General features: G+C 62.0%; 15 protein-coding genes. 4 read left to right on the top strand and 11 right to left on the bottom strand.

The features are described from left to right. Positions 1–88 precede the first annotated feature (88 nt). Both motB and motA read right to left on the bottom strand, forming a co-directional pair. Positions 89–1,105, bottom strand: a complete 1,017-nt coding sequence (motB, locus tag PspCFBP13528_RS08675) for a flagellar motor protein MotB (protein ID WP_065951521.1) — start codon at positions 1,103–1,105, stop codon at positions 89–91. Positions 1,106–1,108: 3 nt separating this feature from the next. After that, a complete protein-coding gene (motA, locus tag PspCFBP13528_RS08670) occupies positions 1,109–1,960 on the bottom strand; it encodes a flagellar motor stator protein MotA (RefSeq protein WP_065951522.1) in 852 nt (283 codons plus the stop codon). Positions 1,961–2,127: 167 nt separating this feature from the next. Between motA and PspCFBP13528_RS08665 the strand changes: the two genes are divergently transcribed. From PspCFBP13528_RS08665 to asd, 3 genes are read left to right on the top strand one after another with little or no spacing between them, the layout of a single operon-like run. Next, entirely contained in the window at positions 2,128–3,663 is a 1,536-nt protein-coding gene (locus PspCFBP13528_RS08665) for an HDOD domain-containing protein (protein WP_137199998.1), read from the top strand. A 57-nt stretch (positions 3,664–3,720) separates the two neighbouring features. Continuing rightward, the gene (locus PspCFBP13528_RS08660) at positions 3,721–4,536 is read left to right on the top strand and encodes a rhodanese-like domain-containing protein (protein WP_101218946.1); all 816 of its coding nucleotides are present in this window, start codon (positions 3,721–3,723) and stop codon (positions 4,534–4,536) included. A gap of 15 nt (positions 4,537–4,551) precedes the next feature. Further along, positions 4,552–5,412, top strand: coding sequence for an archaetidylserine decarboxylase (gene asd / locus PspCFBP13528_RS08655; protein WP_065934815.1), 861 nt, complete (start codon positions 4,552–4,554; stop codon positions 5,410–5,412). Positions 5,413–5,534: 122 nt separating this feature from the next. On the opposite strand, the gene serB is transcribed toward asd, so the two are convergent. Next, positions 5,535–6,749, bottom strand: a complete 1,215-nt coding sequence (serB, locus tag PspCFBP13528_RS08650; RefSeq protein WP_065951525.1) for a phosphoserine phosphatase SerB — start codon at positions 6,747–6,749, stop codon at positions 5,535–5,537. A 133-nt stretch (positions 6,750–6,882) separates the two neighbouring features. On the opposite strand from serB, the gene PspCFBP13528_RS08645 reads away from it, so the two are divergent. Then, the gene (locus PspCFBP13528_RS08645) at positions 6,883–8,415 is read left to right on the top strand and encodes an AhpA/YtjB family protein (RefSeq protein WP_065951526.1); all 1,533 of its coding nucleotides are present in this window, start codon (positions 6,883–6,885) and stop codon (positions 8,413–8,415) included. A 191-nt stretch (positions 8,416–8,606) separates the two neighbouring features. Here PspCFBP13528_RS08645 and PspCFBP13528_RS08640 read toward each other — a convergent pair whose 3' ends face one another. From PspCFBP13528_RS08640 to PspCFBP13528_RS08605, 8 genes are all read right to left on the bottom strand, one after another. Further along, complete coding sequence (locus PspCFBP13528_RS08640; protein WP_065894482.1) at positions 8,607–9,317, bottom strand: ABC-type transport auxiliary lipoprotein family protein; 711 nt, start codon at positions 9,315–9,317, stop codon at positions 8,607–8,609. 173 nt (positions 9,318–9,490) lie between these two features. Further along, a complete protein-coding gene (gene parC / locus PspCFBP13528_RS08635) occupies positions 9,491–11,755 on the bottom strand; it encodes a DNA topoisomerase IV subunit A (RefSeq protein ID WP_065951527.1) in 2,265 nt (754 codons plus the stop codon). Between the two features lie 70 nt (positions 11,756–11,825). Beyond that, positions 11,826–12,821, bottom strand: coding sequence for an esterase-like activity of phytase family protein (locus PspCFBP13528_RS08630; RefSeq protein ID WP_137199997.1), 996 nt, complete (start codon positions 12,819–12,821; stop codon positions 11,826–11,828). Then, a complete protein-coding gene (parE, locus tag PspCFBP13528_RS08625; protein WP_065951529.1) occupies positions 12,821–14,725 on the bottom strand; it encodes a DNA topoisomerase IV subunit B in 1,905 nt (634 codons plus the stop codon). Before parE ends, PspCFBP13528_RS08630 begins: the two co-directional genes overlap by 1 nt. 45 nt (positions 14,726–14,770) lie before the next feature. After that, positions 14,771–15,379 (bottom strand): YqiA/YcfP family alpha/beta fold hydrolase, encoded by a 609-nt coding sequence (locus PspCFBP13528_RS08620; protein WP_065951530.1) that lies wholly within the window; start codon positions 15,377–15,379, stop codon positions 14,771–14,773. Positions 15,380–15,561: 182 nt separating this feature from the next. Next, a complete protein-coding gene (gene cpdA, locus PspCFBP13528_RS08615) occupies positions 15,562–16,374 on the bottom strand; it encodes a 3',5'-cyclic-AMP phosphodiesterase (RefSeq protein ID WP_065951531.1) in 813 nt (270 codons plus the stop codon). A 97-nt stretch (positions 16,375–16,471) separates the two neighbouring features. Continuing rightward, on the bottom strand, positions 16,472–16,921 hold the full coding sequence (locus PspCFBP13528_RS08610) for a DUF1249 domain-containing protein (protein WP_003209507.1): 450 nt from the start codon (positions 16,919–16,921) through the stop codon (positions 16,472–16,474). After that, the gene (locus PspCFBP13528_RS08605; protein ID WP_065951532.1) at positions 16,912–17,529 is read right to left on the bottom strand and encodes an NUDIX domain-containing protein; all 618 of its coding nucleotides are present in this window, start codon (positions 17,527–17,529) and stop codon (positions 16,912–16,914) included. Before PspCFBP13528_RS08605 ends, PspCFBP13528_RS08610 begins: the two co-directional genes overlap by 10 nt. Positions 17,530–17,596: the final 67 nt, after the last annotated feature.

Below are 17,596 nucleotides of genomic sequence, written 5' to 3'. Positions count from 1 at the left end.
GACGTTTTTCGCGAGCAAGCTCGCTCCTACAACGAGACGGGCAGATACAACAAGGCCGCGATAATCGCGGCCTTGCTGTCTTTAGAGCTTACGACCCCGGCACAGGCGCCGTCGGATCCTTCACCCCACCGTCATCAAACAGGTTCAGCTTTTGACGCAGCTCATGGGCCGGCAGCGGCTCCTGGCCTGGCGGCAGCGCATTCGGGTCCGCCGGCACTTCACCGGGGGCGCCCTCGCCCTGTGCAGGCGGTGGCGGCGGCTGATCACCCTCAATCGCTCGCTGGGCTTTTTTGGTCAGCACGACGATATCGATGCGCCGGTTGATCGGGTTGAACGGATCTTTCGGATCAAACAGCTGCGATGACGCAAAGCCCACCACCCGCGCCACTTGCGGGTCCGGATAGCTGCCGGCCACCAGCGCGCGGCGGGCGGCGTTGGCGCGGTTGGCCGAGAGTTCCCAGTTGCCGAAGTCGCCCTGCCCCGCATAGGGCTTGGCATCGGTATGGCCGCTGATGCTGATCTTGTTCGGCACCGCCTTGATAGTGTCGGCCATGGCCAGCAGGATATCTTCGAAGTACGGCTTCAAGCGCGCGCTGCCGGAATCGAACATCGGCCGGTTGGCGGCGTCGGTGATCTGGATACGCAAGCCTTCCGGGGTAATTTCGAAGGAAATCTGATCCTTGAATTTGAGCAGTTGCGGGTTTTCCTCAACCTTGTTCTGCAGCTCTTGCAGCAACAGCTCCAGGCGTTCTTTCTCGACCTGTTCGGCCATGCTTTCGACCCTATCGCGCTCGATCGGGATTTTTTCCTGGGGCGATTCGGTCTGCACTTCCGGATTGATGGTGCGCTCCGGCGCCAGTTGCGGCGAGCCGCCCAGGTCGATCACGAAGGGCGTACCACTTTCCGAAAAACCAATCGGGTCCTTGAAGTAACCCGCAATGGCGATCTTCTGTTCAGGGGTGGCGGTGGACATCAGCCACAGCACCAGGAAGAACGCCATCATTGCCGTGGCGAAGTCGGCAAAGGCGATTTTCCAGGCACCACCATGGTGCCCCGCAGCGAAGCGCTTGACGCGCTTGATGATGATCGGCTGGTTGTTTTCCATGGCTTAGCGACCGCGAACCGCTTGTTCCAGCTCGGAGAAACTTGGGCGATGTTTCGGGTACAGCACCTTGCGACCGAACTCCACCGCCAACGACGGCGGCATGCCCGACGCGGACGCCACCAGGCACGCCTTGATCGCTTCGTAGAGGTTGATTTCTTCCTTGGCGTCATGCGCCAGGGAGGTGGCGAGCGGGCCGAAGAAACCGTAGGCCGCGAGAATACCGAAGAAGGTACCCACCAGCGCCGCACCGACGTGCATGCCGATGGCCGCCTGATCGCCCTCACCCAGGGAGGCCATGGTCACCACGATACCCAGTACCGCCGCGACGATACCGAAACCAGGCATGCCGTCGGCGATGCCGGTCACGGCGTGGGAAGGATGTTCCAGTTCTTCCTTGAGGCTGAACAGCTCCATGTCGAACAGGCCTTCGAGCTCATGGGGCGCCATGTTGCCGGAGGACATGATGCGCAGGTAATCGCAGATATAGGCAGTCATGCGCTCGTCCTTGAGCACGGCCGGGTACTTGGCGAAGATCGGGCTGGCGGCGGCGTCTTCGATATCCCCTTCAATGGCCATCATGCCTTCGCGGCGGCTCTTGTTGAGGATTTCGTAGACCAGCCCCAGCACTTCCAGATAAAACGTGTGGGAGAAGCGCGAGCTGAACATGCCCAGCGACTTCTTGATCACGTGCATGGTCATGTAGCCGGGGTTGGCCTGCAAGAAAGCGCCAAAGGCGGCGCCGCCAATAATCAACACTTCGAAAGGCTGAATCAGCGCGGCAATCTTACCGTGGGACAGGACGTACCCACCGAGCACACTTGCGATGACGACAATGATGCCGATAATTTTAGCCATAGGGGATCTGTACTTGCGCCGTCGGGTTCATGGACATAGTGGGTGCAGCTGAAAAACTCTTGTTCTACTTATCGGCAAAACTGCGCCAGACTATAGCCCGTTAAGGCGAAAAGCCAATTCAGCCCGTTACGGGTGTGTTGAACACATATGATGATCGCGCCCCAATCATGGCTAATGAAACGACAGTCCCAACTGCAAAACCCGCCACCCTCGCCGCCTGGATCAAGTGCCTGGACGACGTGCTGCTGCCCGTTCCCCAGGCCAGCCACGAGCGGGTGTGCAAAGCCATCCGCGGCAGTCGCAGCTCATTGAGGGACATCGCCGAGCTGATGCAAGACAGCCCGGCCCTGGTGCTCAGCGTGATGCGCGAGGCCAACAGCCACACCCACGGCAGCCTGGCGGAACCGGCGGAAAACCTCGAAGTGGCGCTCAATCGCCTCGGCCTTAAACGCGCCGAAGAACTGCTGGTGCGCCTGCCGTCGGTGCCGGCCCGCGAGATTCCCGTCGCGCTGCGCCAACTGCTGCTGGTCAGCCAGCACGCTTCCCAGCAAGCCAACGGCCTGTTCGGCAGCCGCCTGGCGCGCCTGTGGCAGGACATCCATTGGGGCAGCCTGCTGTTTCTGTCACCGTTGTGGCCGATGGCCGTGGCCTACCCCAAGCTGCTTGAGGAATGGGAGCTGCGGGTGATCCACAAGGGCGAGTCGGCGCGCCAGGTCGAGCAGCACGTGTTCGGCGTGCGCCTGCTGGACCTGTGCCTTGGCCTGACTGCGGCGTGGCACCTGCCGATCTGGGTATCCCAGGGCTATAACCTGCTGCTGGGCGAGCGGCGTCTGCTGGTCAAGGCATTGCGTATCGCCCGCGAAGACGACCCGCTGCGCCACCAGCAATTACTCGACGCCGAACCCAACCTGCGCCGCTGGCTGAATCAGCCGGCCAACACGGTGCTGTTGGCCAACGGCCTGGCGCTGTCGGCGCAGGAGTCCTGGACCTGCCCGCACACCGAGCGCTGGCAATACCTCACTGCGCTGTACCTGCAGGAGCCACTGGGCGATGTGCAGCAGCAGGTTCACCAGCAAGCGGTCACCAGCGCCCGCAGCACTTTGATGCCTGATCTCTGGCACCCGGCCCTGTCGCTGATCTGGCCGTGGCACGTGCAAAAGGTCCATCGTGGCCTGCTGCCCGCGCCGCCGCCCACGGCCGAAGCACTGGCACTGTGGCGCAACCGTTGCACGGAGCTGCTGGTCGAACCGAGCCGCTTTGCCAATGCGATGCACCTGACCACGTGCGCCAAGGAAGCCCTGGTCGCCAGCGGCATGCAGCGCGTATTGGTGTTCATGGCGGATCGCGCCTTGAGCACCTTGCGCGTGCATCAGGCCGATGGCTTGCCGAAGGACGCTGCCAACCTGAGCCTGGATGTGGTCAACAGTACATTGCTGCAACGCTTGCTGGAAAAGTCCGCCCAGGTGCGTCTCGGTCCTGACAACCATGCGCAGTTCGCCGCCCTGCTGCCACCGATCCTGCGCCGCCTGTTTACCGGCGAGCACCTGCTGTTGCGCTCGCTGAGCTGTAATGGCCGCGTAGTCATGCTGATGGTGGCTGACCAGGGTGGCGGGCCGTTCTCGGAAACCACCGTGCAAGCCTTTGGCAAAACCGCGCAATGCGTCGAAAAAGCCCTGCACAGCTTTACCAACCGCAGCGCCTGATGCTTGCGCTACAATCGCCCTCCTTTATCGCCAACATTTGTGCCCAGGAGACCTCACATGCCTGACTTCTCTGGCTTGCCGCTGGTGATCGAATCCAGCGACCTGCAAGGTCGCCTTGATGCCGAACACCTGATTCTGGTGGACCTCACCAGTGCCGCCCGCTACGCCGAAGGGCATATCCCCGGCGCGCATTTCGTTGACCCCAAGCGCACCCAGTTGGGCCAACCGCCCGCACCGGGCCTGCTGCCGCACAAGGCTGACCTGGAAAAGCTGTTCGGCGAACTGGGCCACACACCCGATGCCACCTATGTGGTGTATGACGACGAAGGCGGCGGTTGGGCCGGGCGTTTTATCTGGATGCTCGACGTGATCGGCCATCAGAAATACCACTACCTCGACGGCGGCCTGCTGGCGTGGCTGGACGAGAAACACCCGGTGTCCACCGAGGTGCCCACCCCCGCTGGCGGCCCGGTCAGCCTCACCTTGCACGACGGCCCCACCGCCACCCGCGAATACCTGCAAAGCCGGCTCGGCGCGGCCGACCTGGGTATCTGGGACGCACGCGGCCCGCTGGAGTACTCCGGCGAAAAAGTCCTCGCGGCCAAAGCCGGGCACATCCCCGGCGCCGTGAACTTCGAGTGGACCGCTGGGATGGACAAAGCGCGCAGCCTGCGCATCCGCCGCGACATGCCGCAAATCCTCGAAGACCTCGGGCTGACCCGCGATAAAGAAATCATCACCCACTGCCAGACTCACCACCGCTCTGGCTTCACCTACCTGGTGGCCAAGGCGCTCGGTTACCCACGAGTCAAAGGTTATGCCGGTTCCTGGGGCGAATGGGGCAACCACCCCGACACCCCCGTTGAGATTTAAGGTTTAAGGACAGTTATGAAAAAGCAGTTGTTTATCCTCAGCCAGTACTTGCTGCCACACCACTTGCTCTCGCGCCTGGCCGGCTGCATTGCCGAGTGCCGCGTGCGCTGGTTCAAGAATGCCTTCACCCGTTGGTTCGCCAAGCGTTACCAGGTGGACATGTCCCAGGCGCTGGTTGAAGACCTGACCGCCTATGAGCACTTCAATGCCTTCTTCACCCGCGCACTGAAAGACGGCGCGCGCCCACTGGATCAAACGCCGGGCGCCGTACTGAGCCCGGCCGACGGTGCCGTCAGCCAGCTCGGCCCGATCGAGCATGGCCGTGTATTCCAGGCCAAGGGCCACAGCTTCAGCGTGCTGGAATTGCTGGGCGGCGACGCTGCGTTGGCTGCGCCGTTCATGGGCGGCGACTTCGCCACCATCTACCTGTCGCCCAAGGACTACCACCGGGTGCACATGCCACTGGCCGGTACCTTGCGCGAGATGGTCTATGTGCCAGGGCGGATTTTCTCGGTGAACCAGACCACCGCCGAGAACGTACCGGAACTGTTTGCGCGTAACGAGCGGGTTGTCTGCCTGTTCGACACCGAACGCGGCCCGATGGCCGTGGTGTTGGTGGGCGCGATGATCGTGGCATCGATTGAGACAGTGTGGGCCGGGCTGGTAACGCCGCCCAAGCGTGAACTGAAAACCTTCCGTTACGACGAAGCTGCCCGTGCGCCGATCCATCTGGAAAAAGGCGCTGAACTGGGTCGCTTCAAGCTGGGTTCGACCGCTATCGTGCTGTTCGGGCCGGATCAGGTGAAATGGACCGAAGCGTTGCTGGCGGGCTCACCCGTACAGATGGGCCAGGGCATCGCAACACCCAAGGCCTGACGCTGAACCAAATGTGGGAGGGGGCTTGCCCCCGATAGCAGTAGTCCAGTCAGAGCTGTATTGACTGACCCACCGCCATCGGGAGCAAGCCCCCTCCCACATTTTTGCCCGTATTTCTTCAGCTAGAGCTGGCCGTCACGGTCGCGCAAGCCCAGCAGATACAGCACCCCATCCAACCCCAAGGTCGAAATCGCCTGCTTGGCCGATTGCTTGACCAACGGCTTGGCGCGGAATGCCACACCCAGCCCGGCAATCGCCAGCATCGGCAAGTCGTTCGCGCCGTCGCCGACCGCAATGGTCTGTTCCAGGCGCAAGCCTTCTTTATGCGCCAGTTCCTTGAGCAGGTCCGCCTTGCGTTGTGCGTCGACAATCGGCTCCACCGCCACGCCGGTCACTTTGCCATCCACCACTTCCAGCTCGTTGGCAAACACGTAGTCAATGCCCAGCTTGGCCTGCAGTTGCTTGGCAAAATAGGTGAAGCCGCCGGACAAGATGGCCGTTTTGTAGCCCAGGCGCTTGAGTTCGGCGAACAGGGTTTCGGCGCCTTCGGTCAGGCGCAGGGAAGCGCCGATGGAATCGAGCACGCTCACGTCCAGGCCCTTGAGCAGCGCCAGGCGTTCCTTGAAACTGGCGCGAAAATCCAGTTCGCCGGCCATCGCCCGCTCGGTAATCTCGCTGACCTGCTCGCCCACACCCGCCGCTTTGGCGAGTTCGTCGATGACTTCGGCTTCGATCAGGGTCGAGTCCATGTCGAACACCGCCAAACGACGGTTGCGCCGGAACAGCGAATCCTCCTGGAAGGCGATGTCGACATTCAGCTCCTGGGCCACGCTCAGGAATTCGGCGCGCAGCGCTTGCGCATCGGCCGGCTCCCCGCGCACCGAAAACTCGATGCAGCCCTTGCCTTTGTCCGCCGGCGTGTCCAGCGGCATACGCCCCGACAGGCGGTCGATATGGTCGATGTTCAAACCGTAATGCGCCGTGATCGAGCTGACGCGTTGCAATTGTTCGGCCGTGACCTTGCGGGTGAGCAACGTCACGATATGGCGTTTTTTGCCCTGGCCTTCGACCCAATGCTGGTAATCGGCTTCGGACACCGGCGTGAAGCGCACCTGCTGATCGAGTTTGTAGGCCGTAAACAGGATGTCTTTGAGGACCGAGGATGCCTGTTCGGTGCTGGGAATTTCCACCAGGATGCCGAACGACAGGGTGTCGTGGATCACCGCCTGGCCGATGTCGAGAATGTTCACACCACCCTGGGCCAGAACACCGGTAATGGCAGCGGTGAGACCCGGTCGGTCAAGACCTGTGATGTTGATCAGGACAATTTCGCGCAAAGCGCACCCCCAGGCTGGAAAAAAACCGCATTCTACCCACTTTCAGTGACCATCGGGCACAGCCAGCGCTTTGCCGGTCATGGGCCTGTCGCTATACTGCGCGTCAACTTCACGGACCAAGAGCCGAGCGCAAGTGAACCGGCCCACGCCAGTAAAAACCGATAACTTCTTCCTGCTGATCTTCCGGGCACTGCGCCACCGCCGTGTACCGATCGCATTACGCATCGCCAGCCATAACGTGATCCTGGTCGCTCTGGCCCTGGTGATCTACGCCTGCGTGATGGGTTTGCAATTCAAGCAGGCCATGCATGAGCAAGCCGACGCCCTGGGCGAGAGCCTGACCACCCAGACTGCCACCTCGGCGACTGAGTTGCTGGTGTCCAACGACATTCTCAGCCTCAACGTGCTGCTCAACAACCTGACCAAGAACCCGTTGGTGGCCCACGCCGCTATCTATAGCGTGGACAACCGGATCATGGCCGAAGCCGGGCAGCGCCCGAAAAACGGCCTGCTGGGCGAAGCCGAGGGCCTGTACCAGAGCAATATCACCTTTCAGGATGTGAAAGCCGGCCAGTTGCGCATCAGCCTGGACATGCAACAGTTCCAGCAACCGATGACCATCAGCCTGCAGAGCATGGGCATCCTGAGCGCGATCCTGTTGGCCCTGGCCCTGGCCTTGAGCCTGCGCCTGGGGCGGCATATCTCTACGCCGTTGATGCAACTGCGCATCTGGCTGCGCGATATCGACGAACATACCCCGGCCACCGACCGCCAGGACGAAATCGGCGACCTCGCGCGCCAGCTGCATGCCAGCTTCGCCCCGGAGCCGACTGTACCTGAGGTTGAACCTGAGCCTGAGTACGACGACGCCGACTACAACGATGAGCCTGAGTTTGAAGTGCGTGACCTGCGTGACCCAGGCTTCGACGAAAGCGCTCCAGTGGCGGGTTTGAAGCCTGCGCCGCGACATGTAGTCAAGGCCGAAGAAGACGAGCTGGACGACGAAGACCCGTTCGCCGACCTGCGCGATACCGCCGATACCGCGCCCGCCGTAGCGCCGAAACCGCTTGCGGCCAACAGCACCGAGCCCCAGTACAGCGCCGTACTCGCCGTGCAGCTGGGTGCCCAGGACCAACTGCGCCGCCTGCCCCGCGCCCGCTTGACGGAATTGCTGGAACGCTACCGCGACTGTCTCGACCAGGCCGCCTCGCTCTACCAGAGCGAACTGCACACCCTGAACGATGGCAGCACGTTGATGCTGTTCCACAGCGAAGACAGCGGCGAAGACTACCTGACCAACGCCATCTGCTGCGGCGAGTTGCTGCGCGCCCTGGGCCATGCCTTGCAGATCGAAGTGGCGGACAGCGGCATTACGTTGCAATTGCAGTTGGGCCTGACGGTGGGCGATGGCCTGTTCGGCATCAGCCAGATCGACCTCTTGCTGACCGAGATTGCCCAGGACGCCCTGGCCTTGTCGCAGCACAGCCGCAACCTGCTGCTAGTGGAGCGCAAGATCAGTGAAGACACGCTGATCCGCCAGCGCGCACGCATCCGCCCGATTGCCAGCCCTGAGGGCGCCAGCTGTGTGGAGCGCCTGATGGAGCCGTATCCGTCGATGCTGGAGCGCCAACTTGCGCGTATGCATGAGACCCGCAACAAGAATTGAAGAACACCGCTAAACCCAATGTGGGAGGGGGCTTGCCCCCGATAGCGGTAGTCCAGTCAGAGATGCATTAACTGACCCACCGTCATCGGGGGCAAGCCCCCTCCCACATTTGATGTGGGGTGCAGCTTAAATTGCAGCGCAAACAAAAGGCCCGCTTACTCAGCGGGCCTTTTGTTTGTCTGGCATTCAGATCAAAACCTGAACACTTCCAGATCCGTACGAATCGGGGTTGCCATCGGCATCTTCGGCTTTTCCGGCGTTGCGGGCTTGGCTTGTGCCGGTGCCTGCTTGCGCGGTGCCTCGGCAATCGGCGGCTGGTTGGCCAGCGGCTTGAGCGCCACCGACAACTGCTGCGCCAGGTGCTGCAACAATACGCCCTGGGCCTGGACCTGGGACGCCGTGGTGCCGGCATGTTCTTCCTGCAGGTGCACGATACGGTTGTCCCGTACTTGCCCGCGACGGTCGATCAAGCGCCACTGTGCATCCAGGATCGCCGGTTGCGACTTGCCGGAGTCAAGCCGCGTGATAGTCAGCAACACCTGCACATCCGGGGAGAACCCGGATGGGCCTGGCGCCAGGACCACGCGCTGGCTGTCCAACTGACCGGCCACCTGACGCAACATCAATTGATTGATATCGGAAGAAAGGCTGCCCGCCCAACGACCATCCGTGGAACCTTGCAGGCTTCCGTCGTTCTGACGTTGGAGCAGGGTTTCGCGTTGCAGGTAATCAGCAACGATAACCGGACCCAGCAGGACCGCCATGCCGGCGGTTTGTGCCGGCTGAGCTGGACTTCCGCTGTCCAGCTGGTACAGCGACACCGGCTGGTGCGTGCTGCAACCCGCCAGCCCTAACAGGCCAGCGAGCATCAAAAATAGAGGAAGGCGTGGAGCAGTCATCATCCCATCCAGGTGGCTGCCACAAGGCGAACCACAATGTAATACTAAAAATAACCTAAACACGCTCGGCCACGCCGGCGCTGGAAAGGCCATATCATCCGTGAATATGCGCCATGACTCCAGCGCCAAAGCGTCGATCTACGCGTTAAATCGTAGATCGAGGCCTCTAGTTCGCCTTAAGCAGGCGTTTCCACCAACAAAGCATCCACTCGCTGGAAGCCCCGAGGCAGTTTGTTGCCGCGTCGACCGCGTTCGCCCTTGTAGTGCTCAAGGTCGTCAGGGCGCAGCGACAGCGTGCGCTTGCCGGCTTGAAGCACCAGCGTAGCGCCTTCGGGGATGACGGCGATGTCGGTCACGTACTCTTCGCGACTGGCCACCCGCTCTCCCGGGATACCAATGATCTTGTTGCCCTTGCCCTTGCCCAGCTGCGGCAGGTCGCTGATCTTGAACACCAGCAAACGCCCTTCGGTAGTCACCGAGGCCAGCCAGTTGTGCTCACGATCCTCCACCGGGCGCGGCAGGATCACCTTGGCATTGTTCGGCAGGCTCAGCAGCGCCTTGCCCGCTTTGTTCTTGGCCTGCAGGTCTTCACCCTTGACCACGAATCCGTAACCGGCGTCGGAAGCGATGACATACAACGAATCATCGTCCGGCAGCAGCACGCACTCGAAATTCGCCCCCGGTGGCGGCGTGAGGCGCCCGGTCAGCGGCTCGCCCTGCCCTCGTGCGGAAGGCAGCGTGTGGGCCGGCACCGAATAACTGCGCCCCGTAGAATCAATAAACACTGCAAATTGGTTGGAGCGCCCAGCCGCCGCAGTCTTGAAGCCATCACCGGCCTTGTACGAAAGACCGGTGGCGTCAATATCATGCCCTTTGGCGGAGCGAACCCAACCCTTTTCCGACAGAACGACGGTAATTTTCTCGTTGGGCAACAGCTCGGTTTCTGTCAGAGCTTTCGCTTCAGCACGCTCGACAATTGGCGACCTGCGGTCATCGCCGTAGGTTTCGGCGTCCTTGATCAGTTCGCTGCGCACCAGCTTCTTGAGCTTGGCTTCACTGCCCAGCAGCGCTTGCAGCTTGGCTTGTTCCTTGAGCAATGCGTCCTGCTCGTCGCGCAGCTTCATTTCTTCCAGTCGCGCCAACTGGCGCAAGCGGGTGTCGAGGATGTAGTCAGCCTGGATTTCGCTCAGTTCGAAACGCGCGATCAACTCGGCCTTCGGGTGCTCGGCGGTGCGGATGATATGGATCACTTCATCCAGGTTGAGGTAAGCGATCAACAAGCCGTCCAACAGGTGCAGGCGGCGCTCGACCTTATCCAGGCGGAATTGCAGGCGGCGGCGCACGGTCTGCACGCGGAACTCCAGCCATTCCACCAGCAGATTGCGCAGGTTCTTGAGCTGCGGCTTGCCGTCCAGGCCGATGATGTTGACGTTGACCCGGTAGCTGGACTCCAGGTCGGTGCTGGCAAACAGATGCTGCATCAGCACTTCATGATCCACCCGGCTGTTGGTCGGGATGATTACGATGCGGCACGGGTTCTCGTGGTCGGACTCATCGCGCAAGTCGGCGACCTGCGGCAGTTTCGACGGCTTGGCCTGCATCAACGCGGCGATCTGCTCCAGCACTTTGGCGCCGGACACCTGATGCGGCAACGCGGTCACGATAATGTCGCCGTCTTCGACGTGATACACCGCGCGCATGCGCACCGAGCCCTTGCCGGTTTGGTACATTTTCAGCAGGTCGGCGCGCGGCGTGATGATTTCCGCTTCGGTCGGGTAGTCCGGGCCCTGGATATGCTCGCACAGCTGCTCGACCGTGGCTTTGGGCTCATCCAGCAGACGAACGCAGGCGGAGGCGACTTCGCGCAGGTTGTGCGGCGGCACGTCGGTGGCCATGCCGACCGCAATGCCAGTGGTGCCATTGAGCAGGATATTCGGCAGACGTGCCGGCAATACCAGGGGTTCGTCGAGGGTGCCGTCAAAGTTTGGCCCCCAGTTCGCGGTGCCCTGGCCCAGCTCGCTGAGCAGAACTTCGGAGTAGCGCGACAGACGCGCCTCGGTGTAACGCATGGCGGCGAAGGACTTGGGATCATCCGGCGCACCCCAGTTACCCTGGCCGTCGACCAGGGTGTAACGGTAGCTGAACGGCTGGGCCATCAGCACCATGGCTTCATAGCACGCCGAATCGCCGTGGGGGTGGAACTTGCCGAGCACGTCACCGACGGTACGCGCCGACTTCTTGTGCTTGGAGTCAGCGTCCAGGCCCAACTCACTCATGGCGTAGATAATGCGCCGTTGTACCGGCTTCAGGCCGTCGCCGATATGCGGCAGGGCACGGTCCATGATCACGTACATGGAGTAGTTGAGGTAGGCATTTTCGGTGAAGTCAGCCAGCGATCGGCGTTCTACGCCATCTAAGCTGTCTGCGAGGATGTCACTCATGCGGGCCTCATCATTGGGTAAGGCGCAGCGGAACTGCCGCTGCGCTGATTCAATTCAAAAAAGTCGCGGCTCATGGCTGGGCACTCCAGCCACCGGCCGGCGCGGCGAAACGATAGACCACCGGGCGCTTTTCACCGTCGGCACGTGCGCCAAAATTATTGTCGATGCCAATCCAGGCGCCGTCGGCGTCCACCACCAGGGCTTCGGCCAGGCCATAGGGCTGGGGGTAACGCCGTTCGGGCGTCAGGGTGTCGTCGGCAAACGACCAGCACAGCTCAACCTTGGCCGTCACCGTATCGCGTCGGCAAATCTGGAACGCATTGCGCTCCAGGGTAAACAGCTTGCCGTCGAACAGCGCCAGGTCGGCAAAATCCTTGGACACGGCTTTGGCGTTGGTGAACTGCGCCGGCTGCACTTCCAGCCCGGCCTCGCTCAACAATACGCAAGCCCCCTCGCAATCCCACACGCTCTGCCCGCGCTTGATCGAGATCAGGCCACGGCGCTCACGCTCGGCGGCCAGCCAGATCTGATTGCCTTGCGGGTTCACCGTCAGGCCCTCGAACAACGCATTGAAGTGCAGCAACATGCCGCTGGCCCGCGCCTCGCGCACCATGCCCGGGGCGATTTTCAACCACTCGGGCGCACCGGCTGCCGGTACCTGCAACACCGCCGCATGGGCTTCGCTGACGATGTAACGGTTGCCTGCGGCATCACAGCTGATCCCTTCGAAATCCAGGTCCCCACCGCGAATGAACGAAGCCGCCGTGGTGCGCGAGCGCAGCCCCCACGGCAGGCCGGATTCGGGCACGGGGGGGACATTGATCTTCAATACCTCGGCGTTCCAGGTCGGCTCGCGGGTGTCCAGACGATAAATCTGCTCATCATCACGGTCCGATACCGTCCACAGGTCCTTGCCGCACAGCGCCAGGCCCGACAGGTTGCCGCCGCGCATGCCGTCTACCGGATGTTCCGACACCCACTTGAGCTCAGCCACGGGCGCGGCAGCCACATCGGTGGTCGCCAACCCGCACACCATCAGGATCGCCAGGGCGACGCCTGTGCGCATCAGCCCAGCACCTCGGCCAGGTTGCCCTTGGATTCGAGCCAGGCTTTGCGATCCGGCGCACGCTTTTTCGCCAGCAGCATGTCCATCATTTCCGAGGTACCGGCGAAGTCTTCCAGGGTCAACTGCACCAGGCGCCGGGTGTTCGGGTCCATGGTGGTTTCGCGCAATTGCGGCGGGTTCATTTCACCCAGGCCCTTGAATCGCGTGACCTGCGGCTTGCCGCGCTTCTTCTCGGCCACCAGGCGGTCGAGGATGCCATCGCGTTCGGCTTCGTCCAGGGCGTAGAAAATCTCCTTGCCCAGGTCGATGCGGTACAGCGGCGGCATGGCGACGTAGACGTGACCGGCATCCACCAGCGGGCGGAAGTGCTGCACGAACAACGCGCACAGCAAGGTGGCAATGTGCAGACCATCGGAGTCGGCGTCGGCCAGGATGCAGATCTTGCCGTAGCGCAACTGGCTCATGTCCGCCGCGCCAGGGTCGACCCCAATGGCCACGGCGATGTTATGCACTTCCTGGCTGGCGAGGACTTCGCTGCCATCGACTTCCCAGGTGTTGAGGATCTTGCCGCGCAACGGCAGGATCGCCTGGAACTCCTTGTCCCGCGCTTGCTTGGCGGAACCGCCAGCGGAATCCCCTTCCACCAGGAACAGCTCGGAGCGCATCGGGTCCTGCCCGGCGCAGTCGGCCAGCTTGCCGGGCAATGCCGGGCCCTGGGTGATGCGTTTGCGCTCGACCTTCTTGCTGGCCTTGAGGCGACGACCGGCGTTGTTGATCGCCAGCTCCGCCAGGGCCAGGCCCAACTCCGGGTGCTCGTTGAGCCACAGGCTGAAAGCGTCCTTGACCACACCGGAAACAAACGCCGCTGCTTCGCGGGAGGACAGGCGCTCCTTGGTCTGGCCGGAGAACTGCGGCTCCTGCATTTTCATCGACAGCACGAACGCGATGCGCTCCCATACGTCTTCCGGCGCCAGCTTCACGCCGCGCGGCAGCAGGCTGCGGTATTCGCAGAATTCGCGCATGGCGTCCAGCAAGCCCTGGCGCAAGCCGTTGACGTGGGTGCCGCCCTGGGCGGTGGGAATCAGGTTGACGTAGCTTTCCTGCACGCTGTCGCCGCCCTCGGGCAACCACAACAGCGCCCAGTCGACGGCTTCCTTGTTACCGGCCAGGCTGCCGCAGAACGGCGCGTTGGGCAGGCGCTCGAAGTCGCTGACCGAATCTTCCAGGTAAGAGCGCAGGCCGTCTTCGTAGTGCCACTCGACCTTTTCGCCAGTGCCTTTGTCTTCAAAGCTCACCAACAGGCCCGGGCACAGCACGGCCTTGGCCTTGAGCACATGTTTGAGACGGCTGATGGAGAATTTCGGCGAATCGAAGTATTTCGGGTCCGGCGCGAAGTACACGCTGGTACCGGTATTGCGCTTGCCGACGCTGCCGATTACTTCGAGGTCGGTGGCTTTGTAGCCATCGGCGAAGGTCATCTGATATTCGTTGCCGTCGCGCTTGACCTTGACCCTGACCTGCGTGGACAAGGCATTGACCACGGAAATACCCACGCCGTGCAAACCGCCGGAGAACTGGTAGTTCTTGTTGGAGAACTTGCCGCCGGCGTGCAGTTTGGTGAGGATCAGCTCGACGCCCGACACACCCTCTTCGGGGTGAATGTCCACCGGCATGCCGCGACCGTCGTCGGACACTTCCAGGGAGTGGTCGGCGTGGAGAATGACCTGCACCGACTTGGCGTGCCCGGCCAAGGCTTCGTCGACGCTGTTGTCGATGACTTCCTGGGCAAGGTGGTTCGGCCGACTGGTGTCGGTGTACATGCCGGGGCGTTTGCGCACCGGGTCGAGGCCCGAGAGGACTTCGATGGCGTCGGCGTTATAAGAGCTAGCGCTGGGAGTGGCCATGGGGTCTCGTCGTGAGTCGTTCGATTAAAAAGTGACCTGCGATTTTTACAGTGACGAAAAATCGAAGGATTGATACTGATCAGCGCCAATGCCGGCAAAGCACAGCAGTGCCGGCAATTGCTGGGCGAACCCTTGGTAACCGTGGTCGCCACCGGCCTGGATGCGCAAGGCACAGGCACGGTAATACTGCTGGGCCAGGCGATAATCCAGGGTTTCGTCCCCGGTCTGCAACCACACCTGATAACGCGCGGCGTCCTGAGGGGCCGGTACTTCCAGCTCGGCCAACGCCGTGACGTGGTCGAGGGTCAACTCCCAGCTTTCATCGGTGTAGAGGTTCTTCTGGGTCCCCAGGTAGCCGTCAAACATCCGATGGGGGCTGACCGCCGGGTTGACCAGCAGCGCCTTGAGGCCATGGCGTTCGGCAAGATGGGTTGCATAGTAGCCGCCCAATGAACTGCCGACCAGCAGCGGCCTGCCCAGTTCTGCGATGGCCTCCTCCAATTGAGGAATCGCCTGACGCGGATGGTGATGCAGCGCCGGAACACGTAACTGCTCGGACAGGCCAAGCTTGCCCATCACGGTGATCAACTGGCTGGCCTTGTTGGAGGCCGGCGCACTGTTGAAACCGTGGATATAAAGGATCGAAGCAGACATGCCGGGCTCTCCGCGACTCAGGCCAAAGAGGCGCAGTTTACAGGGATCGAGGGCCTGTGTGAGAACCCATGTGGGAGGCGGCTTGCCGCCGATGGCTGAGTGTCAGTCAGCACATGTGGCAGCTGACACAGCGCAATCGGGGGCAAGCCCCCTCCCACATTTTTGCTCAGTGTTTACAGCTATTAATAGCCGTTGCTGCCGTAGTCGACGGTAAAGGCGAAATCCTTGACCCGCTCCACCCCGGTCTCCAACCGCCCGTCGGCATGCAAGCGCAGCCAGCGATAGCCTGGGGCCTGGTCGCTGACCTGGAAGTCCTCACTGCCCGGCGCGAACTGGATGCAGGTGGACGGCGACGCCAGCAGGCGCACGCCGTTGCGCTCGCTGTCGATTTCCTGGTGCACATGCCCCCACAAAACGGCTTTCACTTGGGGGAACCGGTCAAGCACGGCAAACAGCGCGTCCGGATTGCGCAGGCCGATAGGCTCCATCCAGGCGCAGCCGATCGACACCGGGTGATGATGCAGGCACACCAGATGATGCCGGTTCGGTGCTTCACTCAAGGCCTGGACCAGCAGTTGCAGCTGCTGGTCCTGCAAATAGCCGGGCACGGAACCGGGTACGGCGGAGTCCAGCAGGGTGATGCGCCAGTTGCCCACGTCAACCACCGGCTCCAGCAGGTCGCTGTGCACGGCAGCGCTCGCCATGATCTGCGGCTCATCGTGGTTGCCGGGAAGCCAGCGCGCGGGAGCGCCTATAGGCGCAGTCATGTCGCGAAATTGCCGGTATGACGCCAGTGTGCCGTCCTGGGACAGATCCCCCGTGGCCAGTACCAGATCGACAGACGGCTGCTGTTCGCGCACAAGATCAATCACCCGCTGCAGGCTGTCGCGGGTATTCATGCCCAGCAATGTGACGTCTGCCTCGGCAAACAAATGGCTGTCGGACAGTTGCACCAACAGCGCAGCGTCGGGGTTCATGGCGGATACGCTCGGCAAGGCGCTCTCCCTAGCGGTCACAGGAATACACAGGTGAGGCAATTATGCTGGGGCAGGACACAAAGAGGAAACCCAGGGAAACAAACGCAGTTCACATCTAGCGCACGACTTCGAACTCATGGCCCAAGGCCAGGCAGTGGCTCAACCATTCGCCGAGGAACACATTGAGCTGTGCTTTCTCATCGGGCTGGTGCATGAACACATTCGGGTAAGGATAGATGCTGCGAAAGCGTCGCGCGTGTTCGGCGCTGATCACTTCGGCCATGCGTGCATCGTGGTACACCTGCACTTCCAGCTGCGGCACCGGCAGCCAGGGCAGGCTGTGCTCCTGGCGCACGCGCAGGGTGGTGGTGTACGGGCAATTGACGATGACTTCCAGGGTCAGCACGCCCAGCATCTGGTCGCCGTGGGTCACGGCAATGCGCCGCGCCTCTGGCGTGTGGCGCATGTCGGGGAGCAGGCGCATCAGCCGCGCATAGTTGGCCTCGCACGCGGCTTGCAGCCCGATCAGGTCAACCCGGTAACGTTCCCGTGCCTTTACTGCCATAGCCCCCTCACTTCCGCGCGATTAAGCGCAAGCCATTGCAGGGCGATGATGCTGGCTGCATTGGAAATCCTGCCGTCGCGCACAGCCTGAAAGGCATCTTCGAATGCCCAGGTGGTCACGCGGATATCTTCGGCCTCTTCTTCCAATCCATGGATACCACCGGCCTGTGAGCTGTCGCAACGGCCCAGGTACAGGTGGACGAATTCGGTACTGCCGCCAGGCGACGGGAAATATTTGGTGATCGGCCACAGTGCGGAGAATGTCAGCCCAGCTTCCTCCTCGGCTTCGCGGTGTGCAACCTCCTCGGGTTGCTCGTCCTTGTCGATCAGGCCGGCGACCATTTCCACCAGCCACGGGTTGTCGGTTCGGCCCATGGCGCCGACGCGGAACTGCTCGATCAGCACCACTTCATCGCGCTGCGGATCGTAGGGCAGTACGCACACCGCATCATGGCGCACAAAGACTTCACGATTGATCACGCGGCTCATGCCGCCGTCGAACTTCTCGTGGCGCAGTTGCACGCGATCAAGCTGATAGAAGCCCTTGTAGGCAGAGTCGCGCTGGACAATTTCGATGTTCTTCGGCGTCGCCTTCGTAACGTCCGTCATATTCTTCCTCGTCATAAGCCGTGCAATGGGCGCCATCCTAACGCGCCCAAGCGACTCGGCGCAGCCC

The sequence above is a fragment of the Pseudomonas sp. CFBP13528 genome (assembly GCF_005233615.1).
GTDB lineage: Bacteria > Pseudomonadota > Gammaproteobacteria > Pseudomonadales > Pseudomonadaceae > Aquipseudomonas > Aquipseudomonas fluorescens_AM.
The sequence above is the reverse complement of the archived record's forward strand: the minus strand, read 5'-3'. Positions and strand labels throughout refer to the sequence as shown.